The sequence below is a fragment of the Hominenteromicrobium mulieris genome, assembly GCF_046197855.1.
Lineage (GTDB): Bacteria > Bacillota > Clostridia > Oscillospirales > Acutalibacteraceae > Hominenteromicrobium > Hominenteromicrobium mulieris.
Window position 1 is genome coordinate 694165 of record NZ_CP173188.1, and the last position, 14898, is coordinate 709062.

Sequence of the window (14898 nt, forward strand, 5' to 3'; positions counted from 1 at the left end):
CCGCTGTATGGCTTTTTCCCGTATGGCGGCGTTTTTTCTATGTTTGTGTGTTCTAAATTCAAATTTTGTTCACCGTTTTTCTCCCGTATTTGCGTATAATGTTTATGAATAAATTTGTGCGTAAAGGGTGAGAGAAATGGATAAAAATTTGGAATACGAGCCGGTACGCGGCGCGCACATTTTAATGATCGTCAACCCCGTTTCCGGCCGCATCGGCGGCGAGCATACCGCCGATAAGCTTGAAGCATGGCTGAAGGAAAACGGCGCCGCCGTTGACCGCTTTGAAACGACCGAAACGGAAAACGGAAGCGGCTACACCGCAAAGCTCGCAGAAAACGACTATGCCCGCGTCGTCGTGCTCGGCGGCGACGGCACATTAAACGCCGTCTTAAACGGCATGCTGCACCGCGCACTGCGCACGCCCATCACATATCTGCCCGCCGGTACCACAAACGATTTTGCCCAGACGCTCGGCATTCAAAAACATCTTTTAGATCCTTATAAGAGCTTTACGGAAACAGAAGACCGCCTCATTGATGCCGGCAAATTCGGCGACGGCTATTTTTCCTATGTCGCGTCGTTCGGCTTATTTACAAAGTGCTCCTACGCCACGCCGCGCACCATGAAGCGCCTTTTGGGCCACTTCGCGTATGTCTTAGAGGGCATGAAGGACCTCCACGCGCTCGACGCCACGCCCCTCACCGTCACGGCAGACGGCAAATTTTTCGAGGGCACGTACATTTTCGGCGCGTTCAGCAACTCGCTTTCCATCGGCGGCATGTTGAAATACGATGAAAACAGCGTCGATATGAACGACGGCAAGCTTGAGATGCTTCTCATTCGCAAGCCGGAAACGCTCCCTGATCTGCACCGCCTCATTCTGGCGCTCAAAAACAACGATTTTTCGGACAAGCACATCGATTTCGCTTCCGCGAGTACGTTCCGCCTGCATGCCGCAGTGGGCTTTGATTGGTCAATCGACGGCGAATACGCCGCAGGCGGCATCGATACCGTCATCCGCTGTGTCAAGGATGCCGTGTGCATCGCCGCGCCGCGTGTCGAAAACGGTTGATTTTTCCTGCAAAACGTGTATAATAGCAAAAGCGATACTGCCTGCGGACTGGAAGAAGGCCGGGCAGTAAGCCTATCCTATCCACCATATTTTCGGAATGCCTTTTTAGGTACGCGCGCTGCGCGGGAAAGGAGGTGCGGCCTGTATGGCCTCATCTTTTGAAATCAAATCCACCAGACCTTCGGTGGGTGAAACCATCGTCACCATCGTTCGGGATCACATCGATTACCGAAAACAGATCTTTAAGCTTGCGGGCTCCGACCTGCGCCGCACATACCGTGCGTCCGCACTCGGTTGGTCTTGGGCCATCATCAAGCCGCTTGTCACGATTTTCGTTTACTGGTTCGCATTTGCCGTCGGCCTGCGCCGCGGCGGCGATATCGAGGGCTACCCGTTCGTGCTGTGGCTCATCAGCGGCATCGTGCCGTGGTTTTATATGAGCGAAATGCTCACGCTTGGCACCGAGTGTATTTTGCGAAACCGCTATCTTGTTACCAAGATGAAATACCCGGTCTCCACCATTCCGACGTTTACCAGCATCTCCAAATTTTCTGTGCACCTCATCTTGATGATGATCACCATCCTCATCTTCGTTATCACCGGCAACGAATTGACCATCTACCTTGTGCAACTGCCGTTTTACATGCTGTGCAATTTCCTGTTCTTCACCGGCTGGGCTATGTTTGCCGCGCCCATCGCCGCCATCAGCACCGATTTCTCAAACCTCGTCAAATCGTTCGTCACAGCGGTGTTCTGGCTTTCCGGCGTGCTTTTCCAGGTCGATACCATGCACAAGGGCCTCGCGCATAAGCTTTTGATGCTGAATCCCGTCACGTTCCTGTGCAACGGCTACCGCAACTGCTTCATTTACCACACGTGGTTCTTTGACCAGCCGAAGCGCCTTTTGTATTTCGCCGTCTGGCTCGTCGTCATTTACGCACTCGGCATCTGGAGCTACCGCCGCACCCGCAGCGAAATGGCGGATGTACTGTAAGGAGGGCAAAAGCATGAGCGAACAAAATAGCATTGCCATCCGTTTTAAAAATGTCTGCAAAACGTACAGACTGTATACAAGCAGCCGCCGTCGCCTTTTGGGGCTGTTTTTCAAAAGCGTGCCGCACAAAACAAAGCACGCCGTCGTCGATATGAACCTCACCGTCGAGCGCGGCGAAGCCGTCGCCATTTTAGGACGCAACGGCGCGGGCAAATCCACCATGCTTAAAATGATCACCGGCGTCACGTTCCCCACAAGCGGCGAAATTTACGTCAACGGCATCGTCAGCGCGCTTCTGGAGCTCACAAGCGGCTTTGACCAGGAATTTACCGGCCGCGAAAACATTTACCTCAAGGGCCGCATTTTGGGCCTTAACGATGAAGACATCGCAAAGCTCGAGCCTGCCATCATTGATTTTGCAGAGCTCGAAGAATACATTGACCAGCCTGTGCGCACGTATTCCAGCGGTATGAAAGCGCGCCTCGGTTTTTCCATCTGCGTCAACATCAACCCGGAAATCCTCATCGTCGATGAGGCGCTGTCCGTCGGCGACCGCGCGTTCCGCGATAAGTGCACCAAAAAGGTGAAGGAGATCATGCAGGGCGACATCACGCTTCTGTTCGTCACCCATTCGCCGGAGATTGCCAAAGCGTTCTGCACCCGCGGTATCGTGATGAAAAACGGAAAGATCGTGTTTGACGGCACCATCGATGAAGCCATCGACTACTACGCCACAAAATACTAAACTACCCCTTCGATTTTGAAACCGGAAAGGAAATTTACCATGAGAAAACCCAAAAAGCTTACGGCGCTCTTGCTCGCGCTCACACTGCTTTTCGCCTGCGCCGCCTGCGGCAGCGGAAACAGCACAACAGACAGCGGCAAAACCATCTCGGGCACGCTGCCGGAGATTATAGACCGCCTGTATGACACCGTAGATGTCGATGACGAGCAGCGCGATTTTCTCAAAAACAGCATCGGCACGGTCGAGATTCCGAAAGACCAGTCTGCGTATTACTTCGGCGTCGAAAACCTCGATTTTGAAGAAGCCGTCGCGAGCGAGCCGCTCATCAACGCCATCGCGTTTTCCGTTTGCCTCATGCGTGTCAAGGACGGTACCGACATCGACGAGCTGAAAGCGGAGATCCGCCGCAGCGCGAACCCCGCCAAGTGGATCTGCGTGGATGTCAACCCGAACGACGTGCGCGTGGAAAGCGTCGGCGACCTTGTCCTGCTCATCATGGCGGACGATTCCGAAAAATACAGCGAAGCATTCTACGCCCTCGCCGAGTAAAAAGCAAAACTTGACGAAAACGCCAAAAATCGCTATGATGAATATAAACGCGGCGTGATGCCGTGTGACGAAAGGAAGTTATATCATGCTGAAGAAAATCGATACAAAGAAAGCCCCCGCAGCCATCGGCCCGTATTCGCAGGCCATCGTTTGCGGCAATATGCTCTTCACCTCCGGTCAGATTCCGATCGACCCCGCAACGGGCGACATCCACGGTGCAGACATCACCGAGCAGGCAGAGCAGGTCATGAAGAACCTCGCCGCCGTCCTCGAAGAAGCCGGTACCACGTTTGAAAACGCCGTGAAGACCACCTGCTTCCTCGCCGATATGGGCGATTTCGCCGCGTTCAACGCCGTCTACGGCAAGTATTTCACCGAAAAGCCGGCACGCTCCTGCGTTGCCGTCAAGACCCTGCCGAAGAACGTCCTCGTCGAAGTGGAAGTCATCGCAGCGCTTTAATTTCCGCAAAACAAAAGGCATACGGTAAGCGAAAAACGCTTTGCCGTATGCCTTTTGGCATATAAAAAGCGCCGTACGGGTTCCCGTACGGCGCCGAAAAATCACTTTTTCTTGCTCGTTTTAAACTTCGGGAACAGCGGCTTTTTACCCTGTTCCTTTTTCTTTGCCGCGCGTTCCAAAACGGGGGCGCACAGCGGGCGGCCCTTAGAATACCCCGCCGCGTAGTGAGAGCTTTCCAGATATGGGTATTTGCCCGGTTCTAAATCAGCGTTTGAAAGCCCGCGCGCCGCAAGGCGGTTCGTTGTCACGCGGCGCATCACCGTGTATAGAACCGCTGCAATCGGTGTGCCGAGAATAATGCCCAAAATGCCGAACAAATTGCTGAAGATCGTCACGGCGGTCATCACCCACACGCCCGGCAGACCAATGGTCGAGCCCACGACCTTCGGGTAAATGAGGTTGCCCTCAAACTGCTGAAGGCAGATGAAGAAGATGACGAACCATACAGCATCCATGGGGTTTACGATCAGCAGCAAAAACGCGCCGATGCCGCAGCCGATGTACGCGCCGAGAATCGGTATTAACGCAGTGATCGTCACAATGCACGAGATGAGCAGCGCGTAGTCAAACCCGATAAGCGACATGCAGATGAAGCACAGGCAGCCTAAAATGACACACTCCGTCAGCTGGCCGCGCACAAAGGAAGAAAACACGTTGTTCGAGGTTACCGCAATGTCTGCCAGCGTTGCCACCACCTTTTTCGGCAGCAGGGAATAGGAGACACGCTTTAAGGAAAGCAGCAGGCTCTCCTTGCTCGTCAGGAAGTACGCGGAGAAGATAACGGAGAGCACAAACGTGAAAATGCCGCTCGCCACATTCACGGTCACGTTTACAAGCGAGCTGAAAAAGTTCGTCGTAAACTCCGTTGCGCCCGATAAAATCGAAGACCAGTTGAAGTTATTCAACGAATCCACCGTCGTGGAAAAATCGAGGTCAAACTGCTTGGAAAGCTCGTCTGCCCATTTGGCAATCTGGTCTGCATACACCGGAATATTCACGCGTGCCGTCTCGCCGATGAGTTCTAAAGACTTGAAAATCTCCGGCACGACATACAGCGTGATGGCGAGGAGGATGAGCACGATCACCGCATAGGAAAGCGCCACGCATACCGGGCGCTTCAGCTTTTTCCACACCTTGTTGTCACTGCGTGTGAGCCTTCCGAACACCGTGTTCTCAAACAGATTCAAAAACACATTTAAAATGTACGCGATAAAAAGGCCCAGAATAAACGAGCTCACCGCGTTAAAGAGCACGCCGCCCACCTTCGAGACCGCATCGAACTTGAACAGTACGAAAATCAGCCCCACCGCAAAGGCGGCAATGGCAATGCCGGGCTTTACATAGTCCCACGGGGTGTATTCCCGCATCGGTTTCTTTTCTGCAGAATGGTTTTCTTTTTCCACAATGACCCTCCGGTTTCCAATACACGTTAAGGCGATACCGCAGGCTTCGCCCTAAAAATGACCCGCCGCACACGGAAATGCGCGCGGCGGGTGCTCAGAGTTTTTTATTTAAGAATTAAAATAAGAATTAAAATCAGAACGTCGCCTTTGCGCCAGTCTCAAATGCCTTGTAAGCACCGTCCATCAAACGGGTCAGCATCACAGCCTCGTCAATCGTGAACGGAGACGGCTTGCCGTTTACAACAGCATCGATCCACTGGTCGATCGGCAGCGGCTCCTTTTCCGGCAGCTCAAGGTCTACCCACTTGCCTTCGGTCGCCTTGCCACCCCACTGTACGCTGTCGCCGTGTACCATCACAGCGCCGTCCGTGCCGCTCACTTCCAGCGTGTACGGGTTGCACTCGGAGACAAAGCCGGTCTCGGAAACGCCGATCTTGCCGTCTGCAAACTCGATGACGGAAACCGCATTATCCTCAACGCCGCGGTTCGTCACCTGCGTGAACGTGGAGGTAATGGATTTCGGCTCTCCCAGCAGCCAGTAAAGCGTGTACATCGGGTGTGAGCCAAGGTCTATCATTGCGCCGCCGCCGCACTGTGCTTTATCGTAGAAATGCGGGGGAAGCCAGTTTGCGGAGCTGCCGTTGTGTACGTTGCGCACGCGTGCGTAGGTCACACGGCCCAACTTGCCGCTGTCCATCAAAGCTTTTACCGCGCGCAGCGTCGGGAACGTGCGGTGCGGGTAAGAGATCGTAAATACCTTGCCGGAAGCCTTCACAGCCTCGGCGACCTTCTCTGCGTCCTTGGGGTCGATGGTGAGCACCTTCTCGGTGAAGATGTTCTTCTTCGCCGCCGTCACCTTCATCATGATCTCCGGGTGGTCGCAGGTCGCAGTGCAGATGACCACGCTGTCAATGCTCTCGTCGCCGAGTACAGCGTCAAGGTTTGCGTTGAACGGCAGGTTCATTTCATCGGCGAACTTCTTGCCGCGCTCTGCGTCGTTGTCCCAAACTACAGCGACTTCCGCGTTCGGGTTGTTCAGTACACCCGTGGTGTACTCTTTGGTGTGGACGTGCCAGGTGCCTAAAATTGCAACTTTCATAGTTTTCAAACTCCTTGCCCTAATCAGGTCTTTTGTTTAAACTGCTTATGGCAGCGCTGGCAGGTGACAAGAATTTTACCGCGTCCGCGCGGTGCGCGCAGCTGCTGGCGACAGCCCGGACAGCGGAAGTACTTGTATTGCTTGCGCTCGCGAAAAGCCGTTTTCTTAATTCTAAACCATTTTTGCACCGGTGTCCATACCTTTAAGAAAGAATAATATTCTTTTTGCCGCGCGGGGATGTTGCGCGAGAACATACGGAACAGCGCATAGATGTAAAGTGCGTAAGAAATAATTGCGAGCGGCCAGAACCAGAAAATGCGCGAAAGGAACATCACGATGATACCGAGGATCATCAAAACAAGGTTCAGTTCGTCCGTGCCGTACCGGCCGTACATAAATCTTCTCAATTTTTCAAGAAACAAATAAAAACACTTCCTTAGAAATGAGGGTATAGAGATAAGGTTAAAAATAAAATTTTACAGTTAAAAGTATAATGCGCGAAAAACTTTTTTTCAAGAAAACCGAGACTTCTTTCACACTAAGTTTACACTTTGTTCTTAGGGTAACACTAAGGTAACAAATTGTGCATAAATCTCTGCGGTTTCAGAAGCAGAACATCACAGGACACAAGCGGACATCTTTTTCAAAACGCGCTTTTTCCGGTATTTACCGCTTGACAAATCAGAACGCATGTTCTATAATAAGAGCGTAGAGAACGCATGTTCGCAACGCGCCGAAAGGAGACAAAAGCCGTGGATCGGGTCATTCTGCACATCGATATGAATAACTTTTATGCCTCTGTGGAGACGCTTTATGACCCGTCGCTGAAAGATATTCCCATGGCGGTCGGCGGCGATAAAGAACGTCGCCACGGTATCGTCCTCGCGAAAAATATGCTCGCGAAGGCCAAAGGCGTCAAAACGGCGGAAGCCCTGTGGGAAGCGGAGCGCAAATGCCCCGGCATCAAGTTCGTCCCGCCGCATTTTGAGCGCTACGCAAAGTATTCGCGCCTTGCAAAGGAGATCTACATGCAGTACACCGACATGGTGGAAAGCTTCGGCTTAGACGAGTGCTGGCTCGACGTGACCGGCAGCCGCCGCTTGTTCGGCAGCGGCCGCGAGATTGCGGAGGAAATTCGCGCGCGCGTCAAAGATGAGCTCGGGCTCACGGTGTCAATCGGCGTGTCGTTCAACAAAATTTTCGCAAAGCTCGGCAGCGACTATAAAAAGCCGGATGCCGTAACGGAGTTCACGCGCGAGAATTTTAAAGAGCTCGTGTGGCCGCTTCCGGCGGCAGACCTGCTGTTCGTCGGCAAATCGACGCAGGAAGCGCTCAGAAAATATGGCATCTACACCATCGGCGACGCCGCAAAGGCCGACCGAAAGCTGTTAAAAAGGCTATTCGGCAAGGCGGGCGAGCAATTAAGTATGTACGCAAACGGTGAAGACAGGTCGCCCGTGCGCCGTGTGAACGAGCACGAGGAGGTCAAAAGCATCGGCAACAGCACCACCGCCGTGCACGACCTAAAAGACGACGGCGAAATTCGCGCAGAGCTCTACATGCTCTCCGAAAGCGTCGCACAAAGATTGCGCGAAAAGGGCCTTTGCGGCTACAACGTGCAGCTTTCCGTGCGCAAATATAACCTCGAGACCTACCAGCGCCAAAAGATGCTGGACACCGCCGTGGCGGATTCCAAAAGCATTTTCGACGCCGCCTACGGCCTTTTCCGCGCCCACCACACGGGCGAATCCATCCGCAGCATCGGCGTGCGCGTGTCGTCGCTCGTGCCGCTCGGCATGTCGCAGTGCTCGCTGTTTGAAGATGCCGCGCGCGGACAAAAGGCCCAAAAGCTCGAAACGACGGTCGATTTTCTGCGCTGCAAATACGGCGGCGACATCATTGATCGCGGCATCAAGGTGATGCACAAAGACCTCTTTCAGTCCGCCGCGGAAAACCGCCGCACACACGTCGAAAACCCGTTCAAGGGCGTCGCGCTTTAAGATAGGGAGAACAGCATGAACACACAAATGGACACCATGGAAAAGCTGCGCATTTTAACGGATGCCGCAAAATATGACGCGGCGTGCACCTCAAGCGGCGTAAACCGCGCAGGCGTAAAGGGGCAGCTCGGCTCTGCCGCCGCGTGCGGCATCTGCCACAGCTTTGCAAGTGACGGCCGGTGCATCTCCCTTTTAAAGGTACTAATGACGAACATATGTGCTTATGACTGCACGTATTGCCTCAACCGCCGCTCAAACGACACGCCCCGCGCGACGTTCCGCCCGCAGGAGCTGGCGGATCTGACCATCAGCTTTTACCGTCGCAATTATATTGAAGGGCTGTTTTTAAGCTCCGCCGTGTTCGGCTCGCCGGACATCACCTGCGAAAGAATGCTCGAAACATTGCATATTCTGCGTAATGAGTATCACTTCAACGGTTACATTCACGTCAAAGCCATTCCCGGCGCGGACGAGACACTTTTGCAGCAGCTCGGCCTGCTTGCCGACCGCATGAGCGTCAATATCGAGCTGCCGTCAAACGACAGTCTAAAGCGCCTTGCGCCACAGAAATCGAAGGAAAACATCCTGCTGCCTATGTCGCGCATTCGCGACGGCATCAAGGAAAACGCGCACGATCTCATACGGTATAAAAATGCGCCGCGCTTCGTACCGGGTGGGCAGTCAACGCAAATGATCATCGGCGCAACGCCGGAAAACGACCGACGTATTTTGCAGCTGAGCGAAGGACTTTACCACAAGTATTTTTTAAAACGCGTGTTTTACTCTGCGTATATACCGGTCGTGCAGGACAGAAATCTGCCCGCGCTCGACACCGCGCCGCCGCTTCTGCGCGAGCACAGGCTCTATCAGGCCGATTGGCTTTTGCGGTTTTACGGCTTCACGGCGGACGAATTATTGAGCGAAAAAACGCCCGACCTCGACCCTATGTTAGACCCGAAGTGCAGTTGGGCGGTGCGCCACCCGGAGGAATTCCCCGTGGAGGTGAACCGCGCGCCGTATGAGAAATTATTGCGCGTGCCGGGCATCGGCGTGGTGAGTGCAAAGCGCATCATCCGCGCCAGACGGCAAGCAAAGCTCGACCACGAGGGGCTGAAAAAGCTCGGTGTCGTCTTAAAGCGTGCTTCGTATTTTATCACCTGCAACGGCAAAATGCAGTGCCGTTTGCGCACAGACGAACCGGCGGTTTTAGCGGGCATTCTGCGCGACCGCGGGCTGCCGCAAGGCGGCATACAGCCCGAAATTCCCGAGCAGCTTTCATTATTCAAACCCACAAAGGAGGACGCGGTAAAATGTCTGACCGGACAACTGTAATGTATTACTACGACGGCACATATAACGGCTTTCTTTCCTGTGTGTTCGAGAGCTTTGCGGAAAAAGAAACGCCTGCCGCGATTTTGCCCGTTGATGAAGCCGACCAGACGTGTTTATTCGGCGCGAAGTATATCGAGACCGACCTGCGCCGTGCCGAGCGTGTGCGCGTGTCGATTCCGAAGAAAATGGGCATGGAGGCGCAGGATATTTTGGAGCGCGCGTTTTTTACCTGTATGCCCGAAAAGGAACTGCGTATGCTGGAATTCATGCGGTTGGGGTACAAGGTCGGGCGCGGCGTGTGCGGGCGACTGACCGAGCCTGCCGTCGATAAGATCACGAAAGCGGTGCAGTTCCTTGAGCGGGAAGCGCACTTGTACCTCGGTTTTCTGCGCTTTGCGGAGTACGGCGACGTTCTTATCGCGCAGATTGAGCCGAAAAACAGCGTTTTACCCGTTATCGCGCCGCATTTTATCAACCGTTTTTCCGGTGAAGATTTCATGATCTTCGACCGCACGCATAAGCTTGCTTTATTATATAAAGACGGCGCGACGGAATTTTTGCAGGCAGAGCACATCGAGCTGCCGCCGGAATCGCCGGAGGAGGAGAAATTCCGCGCCATGTGGCGCACGTTCTACGACACCGTGGGCATTGAGGGCAGACGGAACGACCTGTGCCGCCGCACCCACATGCCAAAGCGCTACTGGAACCGTATGACGGAGATGCGGGATAAAGTTTGAGATAAAATGAGAATGAAAAAGGACGGCTTCCGGGGAAGCTGTCCTTTTGAAGTTTTACTAAAATTACGTTCGCGGGGTTTGGCAGACGATGTCTACAAAAAGGCGGCCGTCGGGGAGAAAGCTGACGCCGAGTGACGCGTCGCAATTTTCAGACACCGACCAGTATTCGTTGTAGACCTCGCCGAAGCCGACGGCGTCGGTGCTCAGGCGGTCGAGGTGCGTGGAGATGCGGTTTTCAAGGCCGGGGTAGGTGGTCGGCTCGCCGTACTGCGCGGTGAGGGTGCTGAGGAGCTTTTCGGGCAGCTTACAGTCCGCATCGGTCGGGTTTTCGACGAATAGGATCCTGCGGTAGCCGTAAAGCGTATCGGTGTTGAGATCGAAAAGCAGGTAGACCGAAAAATCACGGTTTTCGAGCGTTTCGGTCCGGTCTAAAACGTAGGCGTTGGCATAAAGGTCGTCTTCCTTGTAGGTGAGATTTTCCGCATCGAGCGCCGCAAGTACTTCGTTTTTCGTTTCGCCGAACATAGCGGGATAATCGAGCGCTTTGGCGCCTTTTTCCGCCGAGCAGGCGGTGAATCCGAGCAGAAGCAGGAGCAACAGAAAAACGGGGAATGCGCGGTTTGCGGCATAGTACGCAAAATGAGAAAGCGAGCGCTTTTTCATGGTATGACCTCCTGTTCAGGACGATGTTTTTTATCTTGATTATAGAAAAGTGCGGAGAAAAAATCAATCGTCAAAGAAGATAAAAACGAGGGGGCGTTTGTTGGGTGAAATGACGGGCTGCGGTGAACGTGCGTCAATCTCCAAGCGTAATAAACTGCGTATGCTCCGGCAGGTTTTGAACTTCGGTTTTCAAAAACGCCGGTCTTAAATCAATATACGGCAGCTCTTCAAACGGGAACCACGCGAAGTGGACGCTCGGTTCATTCGGGCTGTCGAAACGGTCGCCGCGGGTGATGAGATCGGTGCCGGAAGCGTCTACGGTGAAGTAGGTGCAAAGCTCGTGGTAACGCTGCTTTTTGCCTGTCGGGGTGAAGAAGCTTTGGGCAATCCACACGGCGCGCTCCGGCGCGACGGTGACACCCAGCTCTTCTTTTAACTCGCGCGTGAGGGCGTCCTCGGCCTTTTCACGCATGGTGACGCGGCCGCCGGGGAGGTAGTAGTGCTCTGCGCTGTCGTCTTTTGTGACGAGCAGCTTGCCGTTCTGCACGATGATGGCGGCGGTGCGGAAGTTGAACACGCCTTTATCCGTGGAGAATGAGATGTTCGGGTTATACGAGGCAAATTCCTTTGCGAGCCTTACGGCGAGCGCGACGATGTTCTCGTTCGCGCGGGATTTGTCGAATGTGCGGCAGCTTTCGCGCATGCGGCGCAGACGCTCTTTATGCTCGATGAGCGAGGACACGACAGCGGAGAAATTCTCCTTTGTGACGCGCACGCCCATATCGTGCGTTTGCAGGAAGTTGGCGTTATCTTCCTCCTGACCGGGAATGGCGTCGAACACGGCGAGCGGCAGGTTGCATGCGAGCGCTTCCGAGACGGTGAGGCCGCCCGGCTTTGTGATGATAAGGTCGGACGCGTGCATAAAGCGCTCTACTTCCGTTGTGAACTGGACAAGCTTTGTCTTTTTCGACGAGTTCGGAATTTCGCTTTCAAAGAGCTTATAGAGCTTTTTGTTATTGCCCGTGATGATGATGATCTGTAAATCGAGTGGGGAGGAGCACAGGCCGCGGTAGAGGTCTGCAATGTTGGAGACGCCCATGCTGCCGGCCATGAAGAGCACGGTGGGTACTTCCGGCTCGAGGTCCATTTCGGTGAGGAGTTTCGCCTGGTCTTCCTTGTCGAAGAAGACGTCGTGTACCGGGATGCCGTAGGGGTAGATATGCTTTTTCGGAATGCCGAGACGGCGCAGGTCGTTCACCATGTCGTCGCAGGCAACGACGTAGGCATCGACATTCGGGGCAATCCACGCCTTGTGCACGCCGTAGTCTGTCATGAGGCAGATGAGCGGGCAGGTGATGCGGCGGCGCTCCTTTAAACCGGAGATCATCTCTGTTGCGAACGGGTGCACGCTGATGATGACGTCCGGCGCGACCTCCGCTAAACGCGGATAGAGCTGGAGCGCCAGAAGCTCCGTTGTGCGGGGGACGAAATCCGCAAGGGGATTATCTTTATTTGTCGTTTTGTAGAGGCGGCCGAAGAGAGACGGGGTCTTCTTTGCCATAAAGAGGTAGCTGTCGCAAATGGTTTTGTCGAGCAGCTTGCCGATGCTTTTTAAGAAGTCCATTTGAATGACTTCGTGGGTGGTGGTTTCGCGTATGTATTTTTCAAGTGCCGCAGCCGCGCGCAGGTGGCCGCCGCCGGTGGCACAGGTGAGAATCAAAATGCGCATGATACCGCTCCTTTTCAATAGCCTTTTCATCGGGTGTGTCTGAAAAATCAAAACTTATTTTCAGATACTCCCTGTCCTTTGCTCCAGTTTATCACATTTTTTTGTGAATTTCCATATATTGCGCGGAAATTAAGAAATCAAATCCGAAAAAAGAGTGAAATTTGCGGAAAATTTGCATTTTTCTGGAGACTTTTTTGCGGCTTTGCGGTATACTTAAAGTAAGCGGAGAACCTATATGCGTTCAAAAACTTTTAAGACATATTTAAACGTATGTCTTTACAAGAAAAGATGCGGCAGGTATAATATTCTCAGCCGGTATTTTGTCGGCGAAAAGGAGAGAATATCTGCAAAACGTAAGTCGGTACGATACAGAAAAGCGGCTGTGAGAAGCTGCCGGGATTTTCAGAAAGGCGATCTAGAAAGGCGATCTCATGTATAGACATAAAACGAAAAAATATCGCGCGGCGGCGGTCGGCGCAGTTTTGGCGGCTGTCTTGATGCTGGGCTTTGCGGGTTGCGATAAGCTGCCGACGTCTTCCGACTCTGCGGCGACGGCGGCGCCGACGCCTACCCCGGAGCCGGAAGACCTGACCGTGTTTGCGGAAGGTACTACGATGGACGGCATCGACATTTCCGGCATGAAGCTCGCGGAAGCCGAAAAGGTGTGCAGAGCAGCGGCGTTAAAGCCGTATGCGAATATCAACGTCACAGTGAAAAGCGGCGATACCGAAATGACCGCCAAGGGCAGCGAGCTGACCGTTGTGGATACGCTGGATATTACGCTGACGCGGCTTTTGAAATCGAGAAAAGCGGGCGACTACGAAATGACGTACTGCCTGACGCTCAAGAATTTTGAAAATGAATTAAAACAGAAGCTCGGCGATTTCGTTGTGCAGGCTAAGGATGCGACCGTAGGCTCTTATGACTTTGACGCGGGCGACTTTATGTTTGAGGACGCCGTGAACGGCAAAAAGCTGGACGTTTACGGAACGCTTGCCGCCGTGAAGGCGCAGTTCCTTAAGAAGACGAGCGGCGAAGTAGAGGCTGCTTTGCAGGAGACCGCGGCGAAAGTGACCGTGGACGACCTGAGAAAAGATTTCGGCATGATCTCCTCGTTTGAGACGGTCTCGACGAATACGGAAAACGGCAACCACAACATGGGTCTGGCGCTTTCTCGCGTGAACGGCACGGTTTTGAACCCGGGCGACACATTCTCTTATGAAAACATCGTGGGCGATTCCACAAACGCTTCCACGGGCTTTTTGCCGGCGGGCGGCCTTTCCGGCGGCGCGCTGGTGCAGATGTACGGCGGCGGCATTTGTCAGGCTTCTTCAACGATCTACGGTGCTGCGCTGCGTGCGGGTATGACAATCACGCTGCGCGACTGCCACTCTTCACCGTCTACGTACGTGCCGATCGGTCTGGACGCGACGGTGAGTTACGGTGAGATCGACTTCCAGTTCCGCAATGATCTTGACACCCCGGTGTACATTATGAGTTGGATGGACGGTGTGACGCTGCATGTGCAGTTCTACGGCAAGCACCCGAAAGAGTGGGACACGATCAATGTGTATTCCCAGACGACGAGCGAGATCCCGCCGCTGGACACTGTGAAATACGTGGTGGACCAGAACCTTAAAAAGGGCGAAAAGGTGCTTTCCACAAGCGGCAACTGGGGCTACGAGGCGAGCGCTTGGCGCGATTTTGTGAAGGACGGAGAGGTCATCCGCACCGAGACGCTGCCTTCCTCCTACTACGGCCCAAGCGGTACCATTTACCGCATCGGCCCGGGCACGGAGACGTCTTCCCCGAGCCCGACACCTACGGCAACCCCGACGGCAGCACCCACTGCGACCCCTGCGCCGACGGCTGCCCCGACTGCGGCACCTACGCCGGAGCCGACCCCTGCGCCGACCGCAGAACCGACGGCGGCCCCCACAGAGGAGCCCACACCGGAGCCTGTGACGGCGGCCGAAACCGGCGAATGAGAATAAAAACAGTTTCCCCCTGCTCTTTTTTCGGCAGGGGGAATTTGTGCAAGTGAATATAATTGTG

General features: G+C 54.0%; 14 protein-coding genes. 9 read left to right on the forward strand and 5 right to left on the reverse strand.

Annotated elements, in window-relative coordinates:
- Positions 1 to 136: 136 nt before the first annotated feature.
- The 5 genes from ACI0CA_RS03335 to ACI0CA_RS03355 all read left to right on the forward strand — a co-directional run bounded on the left by ACI0CA_RS03335 (position 137) and on the right by ACI0CA_RS03355 (position 3820).
- On the forward strand, positions 137 to 1072 hold the full coding sequence (locus tag ACI0CA_RS03335; protein ID WP_395506698.1) for a diacylglycerol/lipid kinase family protein: 936 nt from the start codon (positions 137 to 139) through the stop codon (positions 1070 to 1072).
- 145 nt (positions 1073 to 1217) lie between these two features.
- Positions 1218 to 2066: an ABC transporter permease gene (locus ACI0CA_RS03340; RefSeq protein WP_395506697.1), complete on the forward strand. Its 849-nt coding sequence runs from the start codon at positions 1218 to 1220 to the stop codon at positions 2064 to 2066.
- Between the two features lie 13 nt (positions 2067 to 2079).
- Complete coding sequence (locus ACI0CA_RS03345) at positions 2080 to 2811, forward strand: ABC transporter ATP-binding protein (protein ID WP_308449777.1); 732 nt, start codon at positions 2080 to 2082, stop codon at positions 2809 to 2811.
- Positions 2812 to 2850: 39 nt separating this feature from the next.
- Positions 2851 to 3360: a hypothetical protein gene (locus ACI0CA_RS03350; RefSeq protein WP_446806557.1), complete on the forward strand. Its 510-nt coding sequence runs from the start codon at positions 2851 to 2853 to the stop codon at positions 3358 to 3360.
- Positions 3361 to 3445: 85 nt separating this feature from the next.
- Complete coding sequence (locus ACI0CA_RS03355; RefSeq protein WP_176820182.1) at positions 3446 to 3820, forward strand: RidA family protein; 375 nt, start codon at positions 3446 to 3448, stop codon at positions 3818 to 3820.
- 101 nt (positions 3821 to 3921) lie between these two features.
- Here ACI0CA_RS03355 and ACI0CA_RS03360 read toward each other — a convergent pair whose 3' ends face one another.
- The 3 genes from ACI0CA_RS03360 to ACI0CA_RS03370 all read right to left on the reverse strand — a co-directional run bounded on the left by ACI0CA_RS03360 (position 3922) and on the right by ACI0CA_RS03370 (position 6804).
- Entirely contained in the window at positions 3922 to 5283 is a 1362-nt protein-coding gene (locus ACI0CA_RS03360; RefSeq protein ID WP_446806556.1) for an AI-2E family transporter, read from the reverse strand.
- A 133-nt stretch (positions 5284 to 5416) separates the two neighbouring features.
- The gene (locus ACI0CA_RS03365) at positions 5417 to 6382 is read right to left on the reverse strand and encodes a Gfo/Idh/MocA family protein (protein WP_308449780.1); all 966 of its coding nucleotides are present in this window, start codon (positions 6380 to 6382) and stop codon (positions 5417 to 5419) included.
- Positions 6383 to 6405: 23 nt separating this feature from the next.
- Complete coding sequence (locus ACI0CA_RS03370; RefSeq protein WP_308449781.1) at positions 6406 to 6804, reverse strand: hypothetical protein; 399 nt, start codon at positions 6802 to 6804, stop codon at positions 6406 to 6408.
- A gap of 297 nt (positions 6805 to 7101) precedes the next feature.
- Here ACI0CA_RS03370 and dinB point away from each other — a divergent pair, with 297 nt between their 5' ends.
- The 3 genes from dinB to ACI0CA_RS03385 are packed head-to-tail and all read left to right on the forward strand — an operon-like array spanning position 7102 to position 10451.
- Positions 7102 to 8382, forward strand: a complete 1281-nt coding sequence (dinB, locus tag ACI0CA_RS03375) for a DNA polymerase IV (protein WP_446807051.1) — start codon at positions 7102 to 7104, stop codon at positions 8380 to 8382.
- Positions 8383 to 8409: 27 nt separating this feature from the next.
- A complete protein-coding gene (locus ACI0CA_RS03380; RefSeq protein WP_446806971.1) occupies positions 8410 to 9714 on the forward strand; it encodes a putative DNA modification/repair radical SAM protein in 1305 nt (434 codons plus the stop codon).
- On the forward strand, positions 9693 to 10451 hold the full coding sequence (locus tag ACI0CA_RS03385) for a TIGR03915 family putative DNA repair protein (RefSeq protein ID WP_308449783.1): 759 nt from the start codon (positions 9693 to 9695) through the stop codon (positions 10449 to 10451). Before ACI0CA_RS03380 ends, ACI0CA_RS03385 begins: the two co-directional genes overlap by 22 nt.
- Positions 10452 to 10514: 63 nt before the next feature.
- Here the strand turns inward: ACI0CA_RS03385 and ACI0CA_RS03390 are convergent, their stop codons facing one another.
- Positions 10515 to 11114: a hypothetical protein gene (locus ACI0CA_RS03390; protein WP_308449784.1), complete on the reverse strand. Its 600-nt coding sequence runs from the start codon at positions 11112 to 11114 to the stop codon at positions 10515 to 10517.
- Between the two features lie 133 nt (positions 11115 to 11247).
- Entirely contained in the window at positions 11248 to 12843 is a 1596-nt protein-coding gene (locus tag ACI0CA_RS03395; RefSeq protein WP_308449785.1) for an MGDG synthase family glycosyltransferase, read from the reverse strand.
- 431 nt (positions 12844 to 13274) lie between these two features.
- On the opposite strand from ACI0CA_RS03395, the gene ACI0CA_RS03400 reads away from it, so the two are divergent.
- Positions 13275 to 14831, forward strand: a complete 1557-nt coding sequence (locus ACI0CA_RS03400) for a VanW family protein (RefSeq protein WP_308449786.1) — start codon at positions 13275 to 13277, stop codon at positions 14829 to 14831.
- The last annotated feature ends 67 nt before the right edge of the window (positions 14832 to 14898 follow it).